General features: G+C 59.8%; 8 protein-coding genes. All 8 read left to right on the plus strand.

Features of this window, described 5'->3' with window-relative positions; all coding sequences use genetic code 11:
- Positions 1 to 1712 precede the first annotated feature (1712 nt).
- The 8 genes from H6B30_RS13990 (at position 1713) to H6B30_RS14025 (ending at position 15143) form a co-directional block, all read left to right on the plus strand.
- Positions 1713 to 2282 carry a DUF3575 domain-containing protein gene (locus H6B30_RS13990; RefSeq protein ID WP_205111641.1) on the plus strand — a complete coding sequence of 190 codons (570 nt, stop codon included), beginning with the start codon at positions 1713 to 1715 and terminating at the stop codon, positions 2280 to 2282.
- Between the two features lie 22 nt (positions 2283 to 2304).
- Positions 2305 to 3720 carry a DUF3868 domain-containing protein gene (locus H6B30_RS13995; protein WP_205111643.1) on the plus strand — a complete coding sequence of 472 codons (1416 nt, stop codon included), beginning with the start codon at positions 2305 to 2307 and terminating at the stop codon, positions 3718 to 3720.
- A 140-nt stretch (positions 3721 to 3860) separates the two neighbouring features.
- Positions 3861 to 5639 (plus strand): fimbria major subunit, encoded by a 1779-nt coding sequence (locus H6B30_RS14000; protein WP_205111645.1) that lies wholly within the window; start codon positions 3861 to 3863, stop codon positions 5637 to 5639.
- A 410-nt stretch (positions 5640 to 6049) separates the two neighbouring features.
- The gene (locus tag H6B30_RS14005) at positions 6050 to 7147 is read left to right on the plus strand and encodes a FimB/Mfa2 family fimbrial subunit (RefSeq protein WP_205111647.1); all 1098 of its coding nucleotides are present in this window, start codon (positions 6050 to 6052) and stop codon (positions 7145 to 7147) included.
- Positions 7148 to 7346: 199 nt separating this feature from the next.
- A complete protein-coding gene (locus H6B30_RS14010) occupies positions 7347 to 9131 on the plus strand; it encodes an Mfa1 family fimbria major subunit (protein ID WP_205111648.1) in 1785 nt (594 codons plus the stop codon).
- A 78-nt stretch (positions 9132 to 9209) separates the two neighbouring features.
- Positions 9210 to 10604: a FimB/Mfa2 family fimbrial subunit gene (locus tag H6B30_RS14015; RefSeq protein WP_205111650.1), complete on the plus strand. Its 1395-nt coding sequence runs from the start codon at positions 9210 to 9212 to the stop codon at positions 10602 to 10604.
- 45 nt (positions 10605 to 10649) lie between these two features.
- On the plus strand, positions 10650 to 13670 hold the full coding sequence (locus H6B30_RS14020; protein ID WP_205111674.1) for a hypothetical protein: 3021 nt from the start codon (positions 10650 to 10652) through the stop codon (positions 13668 to 13670).
- Positions 13671 to 13694: 24 nt separating this feature from the next.
- Positions 13695 to 15143, plus strand: a complete 1449-nt coding sequence (locus H6B30_RS14025) for a hypothetical protein (RefSeq protein ID WP_205111676.1) — start codon at positions 13695 to 13697, stop codon at positions 15141 to 15143.
- The last annotated feature ends 477 nt before the right edge of the window (positions 15144 to 15620 follow it).

Raw genomic sequence — 15620 nt, forward strand, 5'->3', positions numbered from 1 at the left:
TCCGGGGCGTGGCGTTGCAGCCCGCAGTGGCTGTGTTTTCATGGTGCAAAGTTAATAATCATTTTCCAATTACGGCCTCGCGGCGTCGCCTTTTTCCGGCGGGTGCGGCCCGTCGGCGCCACTCGCCGGGCGGCCCTGCGGCAGTAGGCGCCCCCGCTGCCTGTGCGCGCCCGGCCCTCCGGCCGTGGGGCGGGGGCCGTTTTGGTTTGCCATACGGGCCGTTTTGCCCGGCCGAAAGGGCCGTTTCGGCTCGCCGTATGGCCCGTTTTGCAATTCGCTGCCTGTCAGGCCCTTGCGCAGCCTGCCCCCGGCCCCTGACCGTCGCGGGCCGGGCGCCGTGCCGCCCGCGCCCTTTCTCGCATGTTGTTTTAATGAATGCCCGCAAGTTGCCGGGCAGCCATGTGCAGCCCGAAAGAGCACGCAAGATGGTGGCAAAGATATGGAGTACACCTGCAAGGTCTGTCGTCTCGGTTAATTTTGAACAGCTACTTAAGTAGATGTTCATAATTAATTGCCATCAAATTGTGCGCTATTTCGTAGATGCATGTCAAAGTCCGAAGAGAGAGCGTAGCGGGCTACGCGACCGATGAGACTTTGGTATGCGGCCCGAAAGAGCACGCAAGATGTTGGCAAAGATACAGAGGCCACTTGCAAGGTCTGTCGTCTCGGTTAATTTTGAACAGCTACTTAAGTAGATGTTCAAAATTAATTGCCATCAAATTGTGCGCTATTTCGGAGATGCATGCCAAAGTCCGAAGAGAGAGCGTAGCGGGCTACGCGACCGATGAGACTTTGGTATGCGTCCCGAAAGAGCATGCAAGATGGTGGCAAAGATGCAGAGGACACCTGCAAGGTCTGTCGTCTCGGTTAATTTTGAACAGCTACTTACACCTATATTATATATATCGGTGATAATAGTCTGTTGCGTCCGGCCGTCAAAGCCATCCGCGCCATCTCCCCCGTGGCCGCCCTGCCTGTGCCTTGCCCGCGGCTTTGCCCCGGCGCGGGCGCTGCTCCCCGGCCGTGGCCCATGGCCGGCCTGCGCTGCCGTGGCTCGTGCGCGTTTTGCCCCGGCCCTCAGCCTGTTGCCGGTTTGTGCCGCCCTCTTTCGCCAAACAGAGGCGGCAGGCCTGCCGCCACGCCGCCGTTGGTGGCGGTTGGCGGCCCGTCGGGGCAGCCAAATTAGTGTTGTCGATACATTTCTTGCCTTAAATTCCCGTTTCGTCCTTATTGTTTCATAATTCTAAGAGACGGACATGTTTTCACCATCCGGCCCCTTTTGCTCCGCTACGGCAGTAGGGTGGTGCAGGCGCTTACGGCATATAACGCTTTGTATTGCAGCATTATACGCTAATTATTCACTCAAGATGCGTTCTGCCCGCCATGTTTTTGCCGAACTTAACGGCCTCGGATATATTATGGGATATGTTTAGCAATCTTTTACGGATAATGATGTTTTTTAAAAGAAAGTTTGTTTCGTCGTGAAAATTAGCCTAACTTTGCCGTTGGAAATGCTGAGATTAAGACCGTATTAGCTGGTTTCTAAGGGAAAGATTAAAATTCAAAGCATTAAGTGAATCCGTCTCTTCCAACAGGGCGGATGGATATTTAGCCTTCCGGCTAAGGCCGCAGGCTCTGGTTTCTTGGCTTGCGCCATTGGATATGGATATACTATTTGGAATATAAAATAAGAGGATAATAACAAAGCTTTTATGAAGAAACGATTGGCGTCATTGGTACTGTGCGGCCTGTTGGGCTACATGTCATCGCCAGCGCAGAACGTGGCACTGAAGACCAACCTGATGTATTTGGCCACGGCCACGCCCAACCTCGGCGTTGAGGCGTCGGTGGGCCGGAAGCACACCGTGCAGCTCTTCTACGGCCTCCACCCCTGGAAGTCGGCCTCGGGGCGCAGCCTGCGCCACTGGGTGCTGCAGCCCGAATACCGCTATTGGTTCTGCGAGAGCTTCAACGGGTGGTTCGTGGGTGCCCATCTCATGGGCGGCGAGTTCAATGTCTCCGACTTCGACATGCCGTTCGGCCTTTTCGACGGGCTCAAGACCCACCGCTACGACGGGTGGTTTGCCGGGGGAGGACTCACGCTGGGCTATCAGTGGATGCTGTCGCGACACTGGAACTTTGAGGCTTCTGTCGGCGTTGGCTACGACTACATCAAGTATGGAAAGTATGAATGTGGCCGGTGTGGCGAGAAACTGCAGTCGTCGCATACCAACTACTTCGGCCCGACGAAGGCTGCGCTCAGTTTCATGTACATATTTTAATGCTTCATAAACCACAAGACGTATGCACACTTTCACACATTATATAATATGCTGCGCCATGGCGCTGTCGCTCGGGCAGGCTGCCCGGGCGCACAGCGAGGCGCAAAGGCTGGCCGCCGGACAGGTGCGCGTGGAGAATGTCAACGTAAGCAACGCCGGCGGAAGGCTTGTGGTGGGCCTCGAGCTCAACCTCGACTCGCTCCGGCTGCCCGCAAGCATGCAGTTTGTGTTCACGCCCGTGGTCAGGGGGCGCACCCAGACCAGGCGGATGCCGCAGATAGTGGTCAACGGGCGCAGGGCCGACATCGCCTTCAGGCGAGGGGCAAGCAAGCGCTTCGAAGCCGACGTCACGGCTGTAAGGCGAAAGAACAACACACCGCAGACGGTGACTTACTCGGCGGTGCTGCCCTACGAACAGTGGATGGACAACTCCGACGTCGTGGTCAACGAAGACCTCTGCGGATGCGGCGACTTCATCGACAACCACGAGGTGCCACTGAAAAAGCTCAGGAAGCCTTTCATGCCATACCTCAGGCCGGCAGCCGAGGCACGCAAAGACCGCTCCGTGCAGGGCAGGGCTTACATAGAGTTCCCTGTCAACAAGACCACGCTCTATCCCGAATACCGCAATAACCCCGCCGAACTGGCCAAGATAGTAGAGACCATCAGGGTGGTGAAGGAAGACAAGAACACCAAGATATCGGGCATCGTCATCCACGGATTCGCCTCGCCCGAGTCGCCATACGACCACAACGCATGGCTCGCCGAACACAGGGCTGCCACACTGAAAGACCACGTCAGGAAGATGCTTGACATGGACAACTCGCTGTTCCGGGTGGGCTACACAGCCGAAGACTGGAAGGGGCTGCGCGAATATGTGGCCGCCAGCTCGCTGCCACACCGCGACGAGATTCTGCAGGTGGTCGACGACAGCCGGCTCGACCCCGACACGAGGGAGTGGCGCATCAAGCTGAGGTGGCCGGACGACTACCGCATCATGCTCGACGAATGCTACCCGACGCTGCGCCACTCTGACTATGTGGTGAACTATACCGTCAAGGCGTTCTCCGTAGACGAGACGCGCGAGGTGATGAAGACCAATCCCAAGCTGCTGTCGCTCGAAGAGATGTTCTTGCTGGCGCAGACCTACGAGCCAGGCTCCGGCGAGTTTAACCAGGTGATGGAGACGGCCGTGCGCCTGTTCCCTGCCGACCCGACCGCCAACATCAACGCCGCACTCGCCAGGATGGCTTCGGGCGACATCGACGCGGCAGCCGACTGCCTCGACAAGGCCGGCAACACGCCAAGGGCCATCCACGCACGTGGGGTCATGGCACTGCTCAAGGGCGACAGCAACATGGCTCTCAGGCTGTTCCGCGAAGCGCTCGCAGCAGGCGACGCCGACGCGCAACGCAACATAGACATACTGGAACTGTGACAAGAGGGCTTTGACCCGGCAGTGACGCCACCACCCCGACATGGCTCTGCGGGATGGGGACGGCAGGCCGCAAGGGCCGATGCCATGGTACCAAAAGAGATAAACAAGACCAAATTAACAAACAATTATCAAAGAAAATCATGAAGAATCTGAAAATTTTCTCAATCGCATTGGCAGCGCTGATGCTTGGGGCCTGCTCTAACGACGAGGTCGTTCAGGATGGGGGCAGTGACCCGGTGTGGAACTCGGATGGCAAGGGCTATGTGAGCTTCTCTATACAATTGCCTACACAACCCAACACTCGTGCATGGGACGACAGTAAACACTTCGACGACGGTACGCCGTCTGAGTATAAGGTGGAGAACGCCACGCTCATCCTCTTCGCAGGCAATGAGGGCAGCGAGGTTGTGAACAGCGCCTATGAGTTGAATCTGAAATTCTCGCCAAAAGGCTCTGCTACCGACCAGATCACTACGACGGCAAAGATCACCCAGGAAATCAACAAGATCGATGCAAAGTCAATCAAGGCTCTCGTTGTGCTCAACCACAACTATCTGTTCAACTTGAACAACAACCAGATTCATTTGACAGGCAACCAAGCCACAGCTGAAGGCATGACTCTCAAAGAGCTCAATGACGCCATGGTGAGCATTGCTGAGGATTTCAGCTGGCACAAGGCAGGCCTGCTTATGTCTAATGCAGTGATGGCCGACAAGCAGGGCGGCACCGTAGACCCGTCGGGAGCAAAGATTGTTGGCCCGCTCGTGACCATCGACAAGGCCAAGATTCACTCCACACGTGCCGAGGCCGACGCCGACCCAGCTGCCACTATCTATGTTGAGCGCGCCGAGGCCAAGGTGACGGTCAACTCAGGCAATATCAACGAAACAACAGTTTCGAAGATGCCTTTTGAGATAGTTGGATGGGTTCTCGACAACACAAGCAAGAAGAACTACCTCACACGACAGACCATTGGCTTCGATAATTGGAAGAGTTATACTTCTGAACTTCTTGCCGATGGAGCTAAAGACTATCGCATGGTGGGCAACAATGCTATAGCAGACGGCCTTTACAGGCTGTATTGGGCTGTCGACCCCAACTATGCCAACATTAGCTCTACTCTTTCAACGGAGTATAGCACTGTTGGCGGGGCTACCGCCACCATCGCCGACGGCGATATGCTGAAAGCCGACGGTGTGGCTGCTGGCTACTGCTTTGAGAACACCACCGACCTCGCACACATGACCGAGCAAAACCTTACACGCGTCATCGTAAAGGCTAAGTTCAATGGTGGCAATCCCTTCTACATCATCGACGGCAATGCCGAGAACACAAGCTCGTTCATGAATGAAGATGCTGTGAAGAAAGAGGTGATGGCCCGCATGTTTACCAATCCCGATTTCGCAAAGTGGGCAAAGGCTAATGTTGGGACAGGCAATACTTTGAAGTCTGACGAGGATTTCGATGTGACTCTTTCCGATGAGGCTGCCGGAGTGCGCACGGTTAAATCCATCGCTCTCAATGCCGCAGGTACGGCTAAGATGAAAGCTGGAGCTGCAGCAATGCCAAGCGATGCAGTAACAACAGCCAACGAGCTTATCTCTCTGTCTTACTATGCCGACGGCGTGGCTTACTATCCTGTTTACATCGCACACTTCGGTCAGGGCCAGACCCCGTGGTCTGAATCCGACTACGATGATGCAATGATTTATGGCGCAGATAGCGACGCCCGCTATCTTGGCCGCTATGGCGTGGTGCGCAACAACTGGTATGACATCAGCGTGACATCAATCAAGGCTCTCGGCTCTCCCAACGTGACTGTGGTGACGAATGAGCCTGTCGACAAGAAGGAGTCTTACATCTCAGTGAAGATCAACGTGCTCTCTTGGGCAAAGCGCACTCAGTCTGTCGATCTCTGATAGGCCGATACCAACGTAAGCATTTAGATATCAAACCACACGAAAGTCCGGGGCGGCAACGCCGCCGCCCCGGATTTTAAAACCTCCGACGGGCGTCTGCCCATTTCGAAACAATAGCCTGCTTAGGTCCTATGCGACGGCGAAGCAGGCAAAAAGCGGCATCGCCATGCCATGGCATGCCACAAATGAAAGGAAACAACACTCCCGGCCGCGAGGGGAGACAACTGTTCTTGCGGGACACCCCAACGGGTGATTGACAAGGAAAGGAGATGGGGCCTCGGCCGCAGATGCGCCGCCAGGCAACCGTTGCCCGGCGATATTGCATTGTCGTGGGCTGCAATGCCAGCCCGGAGCAGGCACGGCCCGCCTTGACATCATTAGCGCGATAAAACAAAAAAACGATATAAATTATGAAACATCTGACGAAGATACTCATGGCGTGGCTGCTGTGGCCGCTGCTGTCTGCCGCTGTCTTGTCGTCATGCAGCATGATGCACGAAGACCGCGACGACTGCCCTACAGGCCTGTGCCTAAGTTTCAGGTACAACTACAACCTGGAGCGCGCCGATATGTTCGGCGACCATGTGGGTGCGGTAGACGTCTATGTGTTCGACGCCGATGGACACTATGTCACCACTCTGGCCGATGCCAACCGCGGGCCGCTGCGCCCGCTCGCGGCGCCGGGCTATGCCATGCACGCCAACCTCGCCCCTGGCAAGTACAAGTTCATCGTGCTGGCCGGGCAAGACGACTACGACGCCCAGCTGGCACGGGGCCGCGACCATTTCATGCGCAGCGAGCTTGCACCCGGCGACCCCATGCAGGCGCTCAGCGTGAGGCTGCAGACGGTGGGCAACGGCGAGGCGCTGCTGCGTGTAGACAACCACGGCCTGCCGCTCGACACGCTGTGGCACGGCATGGAGACCACGCCGGTGGAGGTGTTTGCGGGGCGGCCCACTTACCACACAATACCACTCGTGCGCGACACGAAGAAGATTAACGTGACGCTGAGGGAGCTCGACAACCCTGCAACCATGGACGTGGCAAACTACGACATGGCCATCATCGACCACAATGCGACGCTCAGATGGGACAACTCCGTCGACGAGTCGCAGGCCGTGGTCTACACCCCGCACGCCAGATGGAACACCAACGACCGCACCGGCGCTACCGACGCCAACAACGACCCCGTCGGGGGAATAGGGCGGATGGCGCACGCCGACTTCATGACGTCGCGAATCATCATACACGACAACCCCGCCGACGACGGCGTGCTCACCATCAAGAACCGCACCACGGGAATGGAGGTGGTCAGGGTCAACCTGCCCGACATACTGTCAAGGCTGCGCAACGCCGAGGAGATTCACCGCTACTCGGCACAAGAGTTCCTCGACCGTGGCTACGACTACCAGCTCGACTTCTACATCAAGGGCGACAGGCTGGCCTATGTCAACATCAGCATCAGCATACTCGGATGGAGCAAGCGCATTCAGTTCGAAGACCTCTGACGGTGGCGTGCGGCCTATGGTGCATCATACTAAAAACGTGAAACAAAGTGGAAGTGGCTGCAATAGCGCGGCCTGACGGGCCTGCAAGGCAGGCGGGGCCCGGCCCGGAAGCCTCCGCGCGGTGGCCTGTGCCCGGGTCGTATGCCCGCGGGGGGCTGTCAGCCCCGGCGATGCCGCGGCCCTGAAATACCTTCATAATATGCAAACGACAACAAAAAACAAATACTTGAAGTGCGCGATGGCCTCGCTTGCCGTAGCTCTGGCGCTCGTCGGATGCTCCGGCGCCGACGAGCCCGGAGGCGATGTCGGCGGCGAGGGCCTGTCGTACGTCAGGCTGCACCTCACCATGACGGCCGCCCCCGCCACCCGTGCCAACCCCACGGGGGGCGAGCTCGGCGACGGCATGGAGGCGGGGCAGGACTACGAGAATGCCGTAGGCTCGGCCGTGGCCTTCTTCTTCACAGGCTCACAAGGGGTCAACAGCCCCGCTGCCACGCCCATACAAGCCGTGGCGCTCTTCTCATCTTTCCAGCCGTCGGCCCCAGATGCAACGCTGGCCAGCGGCGTCGACCGCTCATATACGTCGGCCCCCATGCTGGTAAATGTGGGCGGTGGCGACTACAACGTGATTGTCGTGGCCAACCCCGGCTCTGTGCAGTGGTGGCAAGACGCCGCCAACCGCACCCTCGGGGCCGTGCGCGACCATATATATAAGGAGGCGTGGAAGGCTTCGGCGGGCACATACTCCGACTTCGTGATGACCTCGGCAGCCGACGCCTCGGCCAACCTGGCGTCGGCCACTGAAGAAAATCCCGCCGAAGTGACGGTGGGGCTCGAGCGCATGGCCGCCCGCATCGACTACAGGGCAAAGGCCACCTACGACGTGTCCGACCCGGCCTACGCCGGCGCCACGGTCGAGATTGAGGGGGCAACCATAGTCAACTCGCTCACGGCAGGCAGCTACCTGCTCAAGAGGGTGGCCGCAGAGCCCGACGCCGAGGGCGCCGTGGTGCTCGGCGACGAGACTGCCACGGCCACAGGCGTGCCCACCAACTACGTCATCGACCCCTGGACGGCCGGCAAGTCGGCCGACAACGCCACTTTCACCGTCGATGGCGAAGGCGGAAAACCGGCCTCGGCGCTCTACGCCATGTGGTTCGGGCAGCAAGACAACCACTCGCTCCAAGACCTGACCGAGCTCGACAAGACATCGAAGTGGGCCTCGATAACACCGCCGGGCACCGACATCGGCGGGTGGAAGCGGGTGGGCTACACGCTCGAAAACACCGCATGGACCAATGTGTCGGCACCTTATTACCATACGGGAGTGGTGTTCAGGGCGCTGTTCAAGCCCAAGGGGCTGCCGAACTATGCCGACGGGCGCACCTTCTTCAGGCTCCGCAGCAATCTCTACGCTTCGATGGAAGACATGATGTCGGCCCTCTACGGGGCGGACTTCGCGCGTTTCGACGCGCGCATCGACGCCTGCAAGTCGTGGGACGACGTGGCGGACTTCGCCCGGCAAGGCCTGCTCGACGACGACCCCTCGGGCTACAGGGCCTACCTCGAGGCAGCCGCCGACAAGGCAGGGCCTTTCGACGACGCGGCCAAGGCGGCGCTCAAGTGGCGGGCCTACATGCTCGCCGAATGCGGCTACTCGGCATCCACCGATGCCGACGGCACGTGGCGCGTGAGCATCGACAACGGCGGCAAGTCGACACGCAACGTGCTCAAGCCCTACGGCGTGCGCACTTACCAAGACTCGCAGTGCTATTACACATGGTGGGTGCGCCACGGCAACGACTCCGACGACGACAACGAGGCGCCCATGGAGCACGCCATCGTGCGAAACAACATATATAAGCTCAGCGTTGAAAGCATCACGTCGATAGGTGGCGACATCCCCCCGGGCGACAAGACATTCAATGTCAGCGTCTACGTAAACGACTGGCTGGTGCTGCCAACCGAGAAGATAATGATGTAGCGGCGCGGGGGCTGCCACAGTGGAAGGGCCCCCCGAGCCGGCGCCATCAATCCAACAACGATACAACGAACAACCCTTATGTACAGAAAAAAGCATGTCATAGATACCGCTGTCATTCATTTGATATGGTTGCTTGCCATCATGGCGGCATCATGCTCGGCCATAACCGACGACGTGCCCGCACAGGATGACGCGACGCTGCGGCTGAACATCGTGTCGCGCGACGAGGGGCGCCTCGACACGAGGGCCGTCACCGAAGCCGGCAACAGCCACGAGTTCATCCACCGGCTGTGCGTTCTGATTGTTGCCCCCGACGGCACCGTGGTTAAAAAGCTGCTGCCCAACCTCGACGTGGTTGCCCTCGCGCAGCAAGGCAACCTGCGTCGCTGGGCGTCGGACGACTTCACCATCACGCTCGGCGCATACGATGTGTACGCCTTCGCAAACATCGACACATACTACGACGGCCTGTGGGGCAGCCTCACCGGGCTTGCCGAGGGCGACAACATATCGGGCATCAGCCCCTCGCTGCGCTCCATCGTGCTCGCCGACCCGGCCTCGAAGATAGACCTGGTAGACTATTTCATACCCATGAGCGCCTATGCCCGCGTCAATGTAACCAAGTCGACGTCGGCCATCTCGATAGGCCTCGACAGGCTGGTGAGCAAGGTGCGCATGACAATACGCGGCAAGGCGGGCACCACCGTCACGGCCTTGAGCTTCGCAGGCTATGCCGACCGCGTGGGCCTCTTTGCCGACACGCCGCTCGGCGACGTGAAGACCATGGAGTCGAATGTGGTGGGCGTGTCGCCCAAGACGGTGCAGATAGGCAAAAAAGACAGCGTGTCGATAGCCGACTTCTACGTCAACTCATCGCCCGCAGGGCGCCCCTACAGCGTCAGCGTGGCCACCAACGAGCACGGCGGCGTGGTCTACAAGGCCACCACGGCCCGCACCGAGCTGCCGCGCAACAGCATCTATCCCCTCATACTGCAGCTCAACGACTACGGACTCGACCTCGAGGCCGAGGTATGGGTGTCGCCCATAGGCTCGCTGCCGGTGCCGGTGGTGGCCGACTTCGACGCCGCCGACACTTACAGCATAAGCATACCCGAGGGTGCCCAGTTCCGTTTTACCGTCAGGGGCATCTCGGCCGGCGGCACCACGGTGCCGGCGTCGCGGTGCGTATGGAGCTTCGACGCCGCTGCCGTCAGCGGTGTGGCCTTCGACGGCTATGCTCCCGACGCGGCTGTGGTGAAGGGTCGGGTGACTGCCCAGGCCGGCCTTACCATACCGCTGGCCGTGACTTCGCAGTGGCGGCAGGGCAATGTAGACTACAACCGTGGCTACACCGTGAGGGTTACCACGACCGATTTGTCGGAAGCCACCTTCAAGAACGTGGCGCAAGGCAGTCCGCTCAACGTGGAACGGCTGGTAGAGCTGAACACCGAGATGCTGAATCTGTTTAAGTGATTCAACAACAATGGCATTACACATCAACATAGGCATTACAATCAGATGAGAACAACGATTTTTGGATATAGCAAGAATGCATATTTCAGGGCACGGGCCGCAGCCATGGCGTTGCTGCTGATGAGCCTGCCGGCCGCTGTGGCCGGGGCTTCGGCGCTGCCGGCGGGGCACGCCCATGCCGGCCATTCCGAGGCTTGGCAGGGCGCTGCCGTGGGCGGCTTCCATGCCGATGAGGGCCGCGATGGCCATGGCTCGCTTTCTGTTTATGGCCGCAGCCCGGTGGCCGCCCCCACATCGCTAACATCGCCCGTGCGCCCCGCGCCCGCTGATGTTCCGCTGCCCGGCGACATCGACGCTGTGCCGGCCGACACCATCAACGGCCGCCCGGTGTACCATAGCGTGTTTTACAAGCTGCACCCGCAGCAGATATGGAGAGGAGAAGAAGGCGAAGTGTCAAGCAATGACATCTTTTATCCGCTTGAAACGAAGAGGATTACTGTGAACGGCCAACATATAAAAAAAGCTAATCCCTTCAAGGACAAGGGCATGTTTGCCTTCCTTAATAGCCTCATGGCGCCGGGAACGCGCCATATTTTCCATCATAGAGCCACACTTGGCGATGGCGTAAACTTGCGTTTTCAGCTTTTCGGGTTAGACTCGCTCAGATATGCCGACGGCACCCTGGCCGAAGTGCGCTTTGTGCCATTGGCCTCCGAGACAAGGGTATATACTTCAAGCGGTAAGAAATGTCCGAGTGTAGGCCACAAATCATATCACAAGACTTGCCTGGAATTGGTTTGCCGTGACGTCAGGGCAATGGAATTTTCTGCCTATGCGGCCTCTGTGGTAGGCAAGGATGGCGAGCCGATAGACATGACAGACTCGAAAAATGGTAACAATTGGAATTTTACAAACCCAGCGAGCGGCATCAATATCGAGGTAAAAGACATAGACTGCGCCGCCGACCATTCGTATGTCCGGGCCCAGATAGGGTTTAACTGGATGGGCCAGCTAAGCCAAGTGGCGTCGGTATTTGCGCCCAACAGCGACGAGGTGCGCTTTTTATACCTTGTGTTAGACAAGAACAAGTTTTTTGCAGAATACCAAAAATATCTCAGGGCACACTTGTATGACGACGACGCCATGCGTCAGGCAAAGTATCACGCCCTGCGCCTGTCTATCTCGGATGTGGGCAAGCGCACCCTTGGCGCCAGGATTAGGGGTTACAGCCTTTACGAAGAAAACCCGGAGTATGCCATCGACGACAACCACTATTTCCTTTCCTACAACAAAGACCCCGCCACCGGCGTGGAGTATTTCTACAGAGACGGCCCCATGGACTCTGTCTTGTTTTTTGATACCAGTGTAAAAAAAGATTTAACCAGGGGCTATGTCAAAGGCGACATCTATTTCAAGGTTTCGCCCGGAAAGCAATATATAGTCTGCATGGCCCCTTTCTCGCCCGACTCGGTGATAACCGGCGACCTGCTCCAGATAGCCTCCGACCAGCTGTTGGCCCACGCCATGACCGACAGGATATTCTTCGTGCCGAGGCAGACGCTGATAAGGGCCAATGGCGAATTGATTGACGAGGGCGTTGACTATTGTGCCGGCGTCACCCGGTATGTTTCAGCCCAGGTTCGTGTGCCGCGCGACAAAGACGGCCATCGAACCTACGAGGTGATAAACCAAGGCGTGTTTTACGACTGGTTTCTTGGCGACCAGATGGTATTTTCGGTCACCGACAACCGCTTTGGCGGCGTGTCGCTGCAGCAGGCCCTGCTCGATTTTCGAGCGGTATATCCCGACGCAACAGAGCTGAGCGCCACGGCCACGCCATGGAGCGACGGCGAGCTGACCACACCCGCCGGCGACATGGCCACATTCACGCGCGACGAGTTTGACATAATAAACCACTACCTCAACCAGCCTCGCGACGAAGGCGGGATGAGCCAGCTGGTGCTGCGCCGCCGCGGGCTCGACGTGACGCTGCGCCTTGGCGTCAACAAGTTTGTGGTTGCGCCCATACACAAGCCCAACCCGCCGTCGGGCTCGCCCATCTCCGTGACCGACTGGGACCGCATCTGCTGGAACCCGGTGCCGTTTTCAATCACGACCGACGGCAACGCCCCGTCGTTGCAACCCGGCTCCGAGCTCGTTGAATATCCATACCCCGACTTCAACCCCGCCTTGCGCATCAACCTGTCACAGTTGAAGCAGGCCCAGGGCAACAGGATGCGCGTAATGGTGCGCAATGCCGGCATTGGCGGCAAGCCCGGAGGCGCCACGGTTGGCCGCGTTACCGGCAGTTCGGGTGGCTATGCTTATCTCGTAGGCACCGACGACCCGCAATACGACGAGGAGTTCACCAACGAAAACCTGACAGAGCAAGACATCCCGGCCGCCAAGCTGCTAAACCTGAACAGTAGTTCAATCGTTGCCAATCCGGCTTCGAGCTTCATGGAGTTGCAGCCCATGCCAACGCCGGGGGGCAAGTCGCTTCGCGAGGGATATACATATATATATTATGTACCGTTGAAAGCCACTGTTGGCAATACAGGCAAACCTGCCACGTGCAACGGCTCGATGATATTGCATGTAAAGGTGGTTCCCGAATACTTGGTATGGCAGGGCGGCCCCGACGACAACTGGAACAACGACGCCCTGTGGCGCCGCGCCGACCCCGCCGACCTCATGGCTCCGGCCGACGGCTACACCACCAATGCCGCCAACGGCACGTCGGCGGGCTTCGTGCCCACCTGCTACTCGTCGGTGGTGATGCCGGCCGGCAGCAAGTCAAGCCTATACATGCCCGACTATGCGGGCGGCGGCGACCGTGGGGCGGCCGACGCGCGCCCCGACAGCTATGGCCCGGCAACGCGCTACATAGGATACGACATGGTGGGCTACGGCACGGGCCCCGGCCTGGCCAACGTCACCGCCGACCCCGACTTCAGCCATGGCGGCACAAACGCTTCCATAGCGTCGGTGATAGGCGGCCGTTTCCGCGCCAACGTTTGCGACAAGATACATTTTGCCACCGGCGCCCGCATGCTCCACGCCTAGCAACTGGGCTACAGCAAGGCTTCGATGGATGTCGAGCTGCCCTCAAAGGCTTGGACCCTGGTGAGCACACCGCTGCTTTCGGTGTATTCGGGCGACTGGTATACGTCGCTCGGCGGCTCGCAGGCCGACGTGAGATATTTCTCCGACCTCACCTTCGACGCCTCGCGCAACAGCCGCCTGCAGCCGGCCGTCTACCAGCGCAGCTGGGACAATGCGGCGCGCATCATCGAGCAGGGCGGCGGCACCACGCCGGCATCGTTCGCAGCCGGATGGAGCAGCGCATACAACGACGCCTCGGTGGCTTATGTGCCCGGCCAGGGCTATTCGCTCAAGGCCACGGCCGTGGGCGGTGCCGCCGGCCGCCTGTCGTTCCGTATGCCCAAGGCCGACGCGGCCTACAGCGTGCCCAACGCGAAACTTCAGCGCAATGGCGCCGGCCGGCTGTTTGTCTCGGGGCTGCTCGACCGCGCCGACGGCCAGGCCCACTCGCCCAAACCCTATGTCGAGGCCGGGCTCACGGCCTCGCAAGACGGACTATACCTGCTTGTGGGCAACCCGTTTATGGCAGAGCTCGACCTGCCCCGCTTCTTCGAGGCCAACGACAACCTTGAGAAGGCATACTGGACTGCCACTGCCGACGGGCCCGTGGCCGGAGGCGCCGCCACCGACGGCAGCGGCTGGACCACGCCCGGCGCCACGTCGACCATACCGCCCTTCGGAGCGTTTTTCGTAAAGAAGGTGGCAGCCGAAGCGTCGAGCACAGTGAGGTTTGCCCCTGCCATGCAGGCGTTTGCCGATGGCGCAGCCACCTCGCCGGCCCACGCCCCCGTGCTCACGGTGGCAGCCTCGGCCGGCGGCCGGCGGTCGGCAGCGGCCATAGTGCTGGCAGCCGGTGCAGCGGCCGAGGCCCCGGCCGGCGCCGGGGTAGGGCTGCTGGCCCCCTTCGGCGCTGCCGATGCCGACGTGCCCTTGGTCTACACCGTTGGCCGTTCGGACGCCTTGGTTGTCAACCGCGTCGGCGGCAGCCGGCGCATACCCCTCGGCGTGTTTGCCGAGAGCGGGCAGCGGGTTGAGCTCACGTTCCACGGCGTCGACGCCTTCGAGGGCGCGCGCCTTTACGACGCCGCCACCCGTACGGAGACGAGGCTGGCCGACGGCTACACCATTGCCGTCGACGGGCCCTCGCACGGACGCTACTACATATTGGTAGACCGTCCGTCGGCCACCGGCATCGACGAGGCTGCGGCCGCGGCCGACCTCTCGGCCTACTCCATGTCGGCCGGCGAGATAATCGTGGCCGCGTCGCAGCCCATAGGCCGCGTCAGGGTCTACAGCCCCTCAGGCTCGCTCCTGGCCACGGCCGACGCCTCCGGCCGGGGCGAGTGTCGCATAGCCGGCCTTGCCCGGGGCTTGGCCGTGGTAAGCGTAGAGCTGCCCGGCGGGCGTGAGTCGCGCAAGGTCATCGTAAGGTGACCCGGCCCGAGGCGCCCCGCACAGCCGCGTGAGGCGTGGCGCAGGCCACAGGGGGGCAACCCCCGGGTGCCGCCCCCGTCGGCAGTGGCGGGCGCAACCGCACATCAACAAGGATTTTCTTATCAACCCAATAGTACATTACAGAAAATCGTATTTCAAATTTGAAATGCCCGGGCCGTTCGCAGTGATGCGCGCGGCCCGATTAGTTTTTGCCCAGTCCGGCCGTCAAGGGCCGAGGCTGTCTGGCCTGGTTGCCGCGCATACTGGCAGCCCGCATTGCCCGGGGTGGCGCGTTGCGCCGGGGCCGATGGCCCGCCGATGCTCCCACCTCATGATGATAGCCCCCGCAGGCCGCCCGACGGCAACAAAGGCATCCCCCCGGCGGCCCGAAGGCCTGTTTGGGTTTCAGCCCAACCGTCTGCCGGGCCTATTGCCCGTTGTAGCTTTGCGTATGCCATATCCCCCCCCATTCTCATT

The sequence above is a fragment of the Marseilla massiliensis genome (assembly GCF_016899955.1).
Taxonomy (GTDB): Bacteria; Bacteroidota; Bacteroidia; order Bacteroidales; family Bacteroidaceae; genus Prevotella; species Prevotella intestinigallinarum.